The sequence below is a fragment of the Microbacterium sp. UBA837 genome, assembly GCF_002296025.1.
GTDB lineage: Bacteria > Actinomycetota > Actinomycetes > Actinomycetales > Microbacteriaceae > Microbacterium.
In genome coordinates this window covers 1-5885 of sequence record NZ_DBHD01000077.1, presented here as the reverse complement: position 1 = coordinate 5885, position 5885 = coordinate 1, and the positions used below count along the sequence as shown (strand labels likewise).

Sequence of the window (5885 nt, the reverse complement as noted above, 5' to 3'; positions counted from 1 at the left end):
TCCGCGACCGGGGACCGCGCTGACTACGACGTCGACGCCCTCGAGTTCGGCGACAAGACCCGGGATGTCGAGCAGGGTCCCCTCGATGTAGGTGGCACCGTGGATCCGCTCTGCCGGCGCGACCCGCGCCACCGACACGACGGTGTGGCCGCGATCGACGGCTTCCTTCACGATGTGCGATCCGGCGTATCCGGTTCCGCCGAGCACTGCGATTCGTGCCATGGTCATCCTTTCGTCGATGGAGTGCGCGGGGCACTCTCTGACACCAACCCCGACTGCTATGTCCCGTATTCCATCTTCGCGCCGCTCCGGCCCGCGAGCGATGCAGCCGGGCCTAGATCAGGATGGAAACGGGGTTCTCGATCCGTCGCTGGAAGGCGGCGAGCCACTGCGCTGCCAGTGCACCGTCGAGCACTCGGTGGTCGGCGGAGAGCGTCACGGTCATCATCGTGGCGACCTCGAGAGCATCATCCGCACCGACGACCGGCCGCTTCTCGGCCGCTCCGACAGCGAGGATGCCCGCGTGGGGCGGATTCAGGATCGCCGAGAACTCGCTCGTGCCGTACATCCCGAGGTTCGACACCGAGAACGAGCCACCCTCGAGCTCGTGCTGCTTGATCCGGCCCGCGCGCGCCCGATCGGCGAGGTCGCGGATCGCGGCGCTCAGTTCGCTGAGCGGCATCCGGTCGACTCCGCGCACGACGGGTGTGAGAAGCCCCCCGTCGACAGAAACGGCTACCGCGATCTCCACCGAGGAGAACTGCCGCGTCGCGTCTGGCATCCAGATGGCGTTGGCTTCGGGGACCTCGCGTAGGGCGGTGGCCACCGCTTTCACCACCAGGTCGTTGACCGAGACCTTGGCGGCATGGGCCGCGTTGATCTGGCGGCGGGCACTCGGGGCCGCAGATACCCTGCAGGCCGGAGGCCAGAGCCTGAGCGAAGCGCTCAGCGAACGCGGGATCGTCCCCGATGTCTTCTTCGAGGTTTCGGGGTCTGCGCCGGGCCTCGCGTCGGTGCTCGAAGCTGCCAGCCCGGGCGCAACGATCGTTCCCGTCGGCATCCAGCGCGGTGAGCCGGGGCTGCCGCTCGGCTCGTGGACCCTTCGCGAGTACACGATCGTGGGCACCGTCGCGCACGTGTACCGGGACGACATCCCCGAAGCCGTCCGACTGCTCGCAGAGCGCGGTGACTGGACGGATGTCGCCGCCGAAGTCCTCCCCCTGAGTGAGGTCGTGGACGGGGCGCTCCAGCCGCTACTGAGCGGCGCTCCCGGTCAGGTCAAGACACTGATCGACCCCTGGACCGAGCACCGCAGAGCAGCCGTCCACGGCCGCGCACAGGCCTGACGCGAGCGACCCGCGCAGGCTCCGTCAACCGGATCAGGGCAGTCGTTCCATCGCGCGCAACACGTCGACGGCGGATGCCGGAACAGCGGGCTGAGATGCGGCCCCGGGAGCCACGGGCAGCGTCTCGTTCTGGGGCCTGCGGCCGAACACGAACCATACGCCGCGAGCAATGGTGTCCGAGTGGTTCACGAACAAGTGCGGCCGCATGGAGTCAAAGCTCAGCGAGTCGCCCGGGCCAAGCACATAGGTGTCGAAATCCAGTTGCAGCGTGAGTTCACCCTCGAGAAGGTAGGCGTACTCGACCCCGGCGTGGCGCATGAGCCGGTCCTCCACCGAACTGCTCGCCCCGGGCTGGTAGGTCACCAGGAGCGCATCGGCAGGACCGCCGGGAACACTCGCGAGCTTCTCCCAGCGAACGCCGTTCTCCATCTCGATCACGGGGTACTCTGCAGCGCGCCGGACGGTCGAAGCGTCCGGCGCTGCGGGGGCCGGGGCAACGGGCGAGGGGCCCGCGGTGGGAACGTTACCGACCAGCTCGTCCAGCGACACTCCGAGGTGGTTCGCCATGGCGAACAGTGTCGACACTGAGGGCTGCGTCTTACCGATCTCGACCTGCGAGATCAGCGACGCCGAAACTCCGAGCGCTTGCGCGAGCGAGCGAAGGCTCATTCCCTTCGCGGTGCGCACCTCGCGGAGCTTGGCTCCCAGGCCCTCGGTCATGATCTCCCACCAGCGCGGCCACTGGTCAGCCACGAACGTCCGCTCATTCTAGGGCAGGACATGCGCACGACCTCGGACCGCCGCGTCTCACACCAGGACGGTTCCCCGGTCGACCGGCAGGTTGACCGCGGAAACGCCGCGGTTGCGCAATAGGAATTGCGTAGCATCCACCACGTCGGCCATCGTCGCGAGCTTGCCCCCCGGAGTGTGTCGTTCGTATTGCTCCAAGAAGGACTGATACGGCGCAGCATTCAGGGTGCGCAGCGGCGGCGTCGATCTCGGCGCCGCCGCTGCGCTCTCCTCGGCCCGGTCTAGTCGGCCCGCAGCGTCGATACCTGGTACAGCGCGACGGATGCCGCGATTCCGGCGTTCAGGGACTCGGTGGCCGCCGAGATGGGAATCGACACGATCTGGTCGCACGTCTCGGTTACCAGGCGTGAGAGCCCCTTGCCCTCCGAGCCGACGACGATCACGACGGGGCGATCGGCGAGCTCAAGCGCGGGAAGTGACACGTCGCCGTCACCGTCGAGGCCGAGCACGAATACACCCTGCTTCTTGAACTCCTTGAGGGTTGTGGTGAGGTTCGGGGCGATGGCCACGGGGATGCGAGCTGCTGCTCCGGCTGAGGTCTTCCACGCCGCCGAGTTGACCCCGGCCGAGCGGCGCTGTGGAATGATGACGCCCTGGCCGCCGAAGGCCGCAGTAGATCGGATGATGGCGCCGAGGTTTCGCGGATCGGTCACGCCGTCCAGCGCGACAAGCAGCGGCAGCTGCCCCGTCTCGATCACGTTCTCCAGCAGGTCCTGGGGATGCGCGTACTCGTACGGCGGCACCTTGAGCGCCACGCCCTGGTGCACGCCGTCGAAACCTGCCATCCGGTCAAGTTCGGGCCTCGTGACCTCGAGCACGGGAATCTCTCGGTGCGCCGCGATCGACAGCATCTCCTTGACGCGGTCATCCATCTCCACGCGCTGGGCGATGTAGAACGCGGTGGCCGGGATGCGCGTTCGCAGCGCCTCCAAGACGGAGTTGCGTCCCGTCACGGTCTCGGTGTCATCGCTCTGCTTCGGACGACCACCCCGGTTCGGGTTCGAGCCCGCGACGCGCGCCCCGGGCCGCCCCGTGCCTCCGGCGGCGGCGTAACGTTCCTGCGCAGCCTTGCGTTTGCCGGCGACGTGCCAACTGCGGTCCTCGGCCTTGGGGGTCGGGCCCTTGCCTTCGAGGGACTTGCGGCCCTGGCCGCCCGAGCCCTTGGTTGCCCCCTTCTTGGTGGACTTGCGTGCGCCGGGGCGCCCTGGCTTGCTCATGCGATGCTCCAATGCGTTCCGTCGGGCCCATCTTCGAGCGTGACTCCGGCAGCCGCGATCGCGTCGCGAATGCGGTCGGCCGCGGCCCAGTCTTTTTCTGCGCGCGCGCGAGCGCGCTGCTCGATGAGTTCCTGCAGCAGAGCATCCAGCGCCGGAGCCTCCGGGCCTGATCGTGATGCCCACTGCGGGTCGAGAGGGTTGAGTCCGAGGATGCCGGTCAGTCTGGCAACCTCGCCCGCCAGCGCTCGTGCCGTCTCGGCGTCGCCGGCATCGAGTGCGGTGTTGCCTTCGCGGACTCGCTCGTGGACGATCGCCAGGGCCTGCGGCACGCCGAGGTCGTCATCCATTGCCGCGGCGAACGCCGAATCGATCACCGATGTCTCCACGAGGGCTCCGTGCCGAGCGACCCGCTCGAGGAAGGTCCGGATGCGGCCAAGCGCTGCCTCGGCCTCGTCGAAGGACTTAGCCGAGAGATCGAGGCTCGATCGATAGTGGGCGGCGGCCAGGGCATACCGCACGACGAGGGGATCGTGCTCGGCCAGCACGTCCCGTGCGAGCACGAAGTTTCCGAGCGACTTCGACATCTTCTGGCCCTCGACAGTGACCAGTCCGTTGTGCACCCAGTAGCGGGCGAACCCGTCGCCTGCCGCACTGGACTGGGCGAGTTCGTTCTCGTGGTGCGGGAAGCGCAGGTCGAGGCCACCGCCGTGGATGTCGAACTCGTCGCCCAGGTAGCGGCGCGCCATGGCCGAGCACTCGATGTGCCATCCGGGGCGCCCCCGCCCCCACGGCGAATCCCACGTGGCATCCGCGGGTTCGTCAGACTTCGCGCCCTTCCAGAGCGCGAAGTCGCGCACGTCGCGCTTGCCCCGCGGATCGGCATCAGCGGCCGGCGCCATGTCGTCGATCGACTGACGCGTCAGCTCGCCGTATTCAGCCCACGAGCGCACGTCGAAGTACACGTCACCGGCAGCGTCAGTCCCCGGCTCGGCCGCGTAGGCGTGACCCGTGCTGATCAGCTGATCGATGAGCGCGATCATCTGCGGGATCGATCCGGTAGCCCGCGGCTCGTACGTCGGCGGGAGGATGCCGATCGCAGCATAGGCGGCGGCGAATTCCTGCTCGACCCGGTAGGCCAGCGCCCACCAGGGCTCTGACTCGGTGGCGTTATCGAGCACTTTGTCGTCGATGTCAGTGACATTGCGCACGAAGGTCACGCGGCCATGGCGATGGGCGAGCCAGCGGCGCAGGATGTCGAAGGCAAGGCCACCGCGCAGGTGGCCGATGTGCGGCCCGGACTGCACGGTGGGCCCGCACACATAGACGGTGACATTGCCCGGATCCAGCGGCGCGAAAACGCGGAGTTGCTGAGCGCGGGTGTCGTAAAGCTGCAGAGCGCCCTGCCTCTCAGCCGTCACCGCATCCGTCATCCCTTCAGCCTACCGGCGGGGCCCTCGGAAGCCGCCGTGGTGCCACGCAGCCGGCGCCCCGGACAAGCGGGGATCTGGGGTAGAACTGTGGACGTGCCCTCCTCTTCCGCAGCGCTCGACATCCGCCTCGATGACCTCAGCGGCGAGCCGACCCGAGCGCTGATCGCCGCTCACCTGTCGGACATGCGCTCGATCTCGCCCGAGGAGAGTTGCCACGCTCTGGATCTCAGCGGGCTCGAGCAGCCCTCCGTCCAGGTGTGGTCGGCGTGGGTCGCCGGCGAGCTTGCCGGCGTCGGCGCGCTTGCTCAGCTCGACGAAGACAACGGCGAGCTCAAGTCGATGCGTGTCGCAGACAGCCATCGTGGCACGGGTATCGGGCGCGCGATGCTCGAGCACCTGATCGACCAGGCGCGCCGTCGCGGCATGTCGGCGCTGTGGCTCGAGACGGGCTCGACGCCGGAGTTTCTGCCGGCGCAGCGACTCTATGAGTCGGCGGGCTTCGCACGCTGCGAGCCGTTCGGCAGCTACGTGCTCGACCCGTACTCCCTCTTCATGACGAAGAAGCTGTAGCAGCGCGCAAATCCGAACTAACGCGCGGGGACCACCAGCGCGACCGCGAAGGCCGCGACGCCCTCGCCGGCGCCGGTGAAACCGAGCCCGTCAGTCGTTGTGGCCGAGACCGACACAGGGGCACCGCCGAGGGCCCGTGAGAGCACAGCCTCTGCCTCGGCACGACGCCCAGCGAGTCGTGGCCGGCGCGCCTGAACCTGGACCGAGACGTTGCCGACACGCAAACCCGCCTCGCCGAGCAGCGCAAGAGTCCTGCCCAGAAAGGCCTCAGCGTGGGCCCCGCCGTACTCCGGACGGTCGGTGCCGAAGTGGGTGCCGATGTCGCCGAGCCCGGATGCCGCCAGGAGCGCGTCGACGATCGCATGAGCCACCGCGTCTCCGTCTGAGTGTCCCGACAACGCCTGCTCGCCCGGCCACTCGAGCCCGGCGAGCCACAGCGATCCGTCACCGCCGAAGGCGTGGACATCGGTTCCGATACCCACGCGCGGCAGCGCCGGCTCACCCAGCGGTGC

9 protein-coding genes are annotated in these 5885 nt (G+C 68.5%); 2 read left to right on the top strand and 7 right to left on the bottom strand.

Translation table 11 applies throughout. The features are described from left to right. Together B3587_RS05725 and B3587_RS05720 are read right to left on the bottom strand one after the other, a co-directional pair. The coding region (locus B3587_RS05725; protein WP_292727065.1) for an NAD(P)H-binding protein at nt 1-222 on the bottom strand (222 nt) is incomplete at its 3' end. 112 nt (nt 223-334) lie between these two features. Beyond that, nucleotides 335-880, bottom strand: coding sequence for a 2-oxo acid dehydrogenase subunit E2 (locus B3587_RS05720; protein WP_292727066.1), 546 nt, complete (start codon nt 878-880; stop codon nt 335-337). Between B3587_RS05720 and B3587_RS05715 the strand changes: the two genes are divergently transcribed. Then, on the top strand, nt 819-1346 hold the full coding sequence (locus B3587_RS05715; protein ID WP_292727063.1) for a zinc-binding dehydrogenase: 528 nt from the start codon (nt 819-821) through the stop codon (nt 1344-1346). The two genes, B3587_RS05720 and B3587_RS05715, sit on opposite strands and share 62 nt — an antisense overlap. Before the next feature lie 33 nt (nt 1347-1379). Here the strand turns inward: B3587_RS05715 and B3587_RS05710 are convergent, their stop codons facing one another. The 4 genes from B3587_RS05710 to cysS all read right to left on the bottom strand — a co-directional run bounded on the left by B3587_RS05710 (nt 1380) and on the right by cysS (nt 4803). Further along, entirely contained in the window at nt 1380-2099 is a 720-nt protein-coding gene (locus B3587_RS05710) for a helix-turn-helix domain-containing protein (RefSeq protein ID WP_228176841.1), read from the bottom strand. Nucleotides 2100-2153: 54 nt separating this feature from the next. Then, nucleotides 2154-2294 carry a hypothetical protein gene (locus B3587_RS05705; RefSeq protein WP_292727061.1) on the bottom strand — a complete coding sequence of 47 codons (141 nt, stop codon included), beginning with the start codon at nt 2292-2294 and terminating at the stop codon, nt 2154-2156. 83 nt (nt 2295-2377) lie between these two features. Further along, nucleotides 2378-3373, bottom strand: a complete 996-nt coding sequence (gene rlmB / locus B3587_RS05700; protein WP_228176840.1) for a 23S rRNA (guanosine(2251)-2'-O)-methyltransferase RlmB — start codon at nt 3371-3373, stop codon at nt 2378-2380. Next, nucleotides 3370-4803: a cysteine--tRNA ligase gene (gene cysS / locus B3587_RS05695; protein WP_292727058.1), complete on the bottom strand. Its 1434-nt coding sequence runs from the start codon at nt 4801-4803 to the stop codon at nt 3370-3372. Before cysS ends, rlmB begins: the two co-directional genes overlap by 4 nt. Before the next feature lie 93 nt (nt 4804-4896). On the opposite strand from cysS, the gene B3587_RS05690 reads away from it, so the two are divergent. Continuing rightward, entirely contained in the window at nt 4897-5373 is a 477-nt protein-coding gene (locus B3587_RS05690; RefSeq protein WP_228176838.1) for a GNAT family N-acetyltransferase, read from the top strand. Between the two features lie 17 nt (nt 5374-5390). Here B3587_RS05690 and ispF read toward each other — a convergent pair. Next, on the bottom strand, nt 5391-5885 hold a 495-nt coding region (gene ispF, locus B3587_RS05685), incomplete at its 5' end, for a 2-C-methyl-D-erythritol 2,4-cyclodiphosphate synthase (protein WP_292727055.1).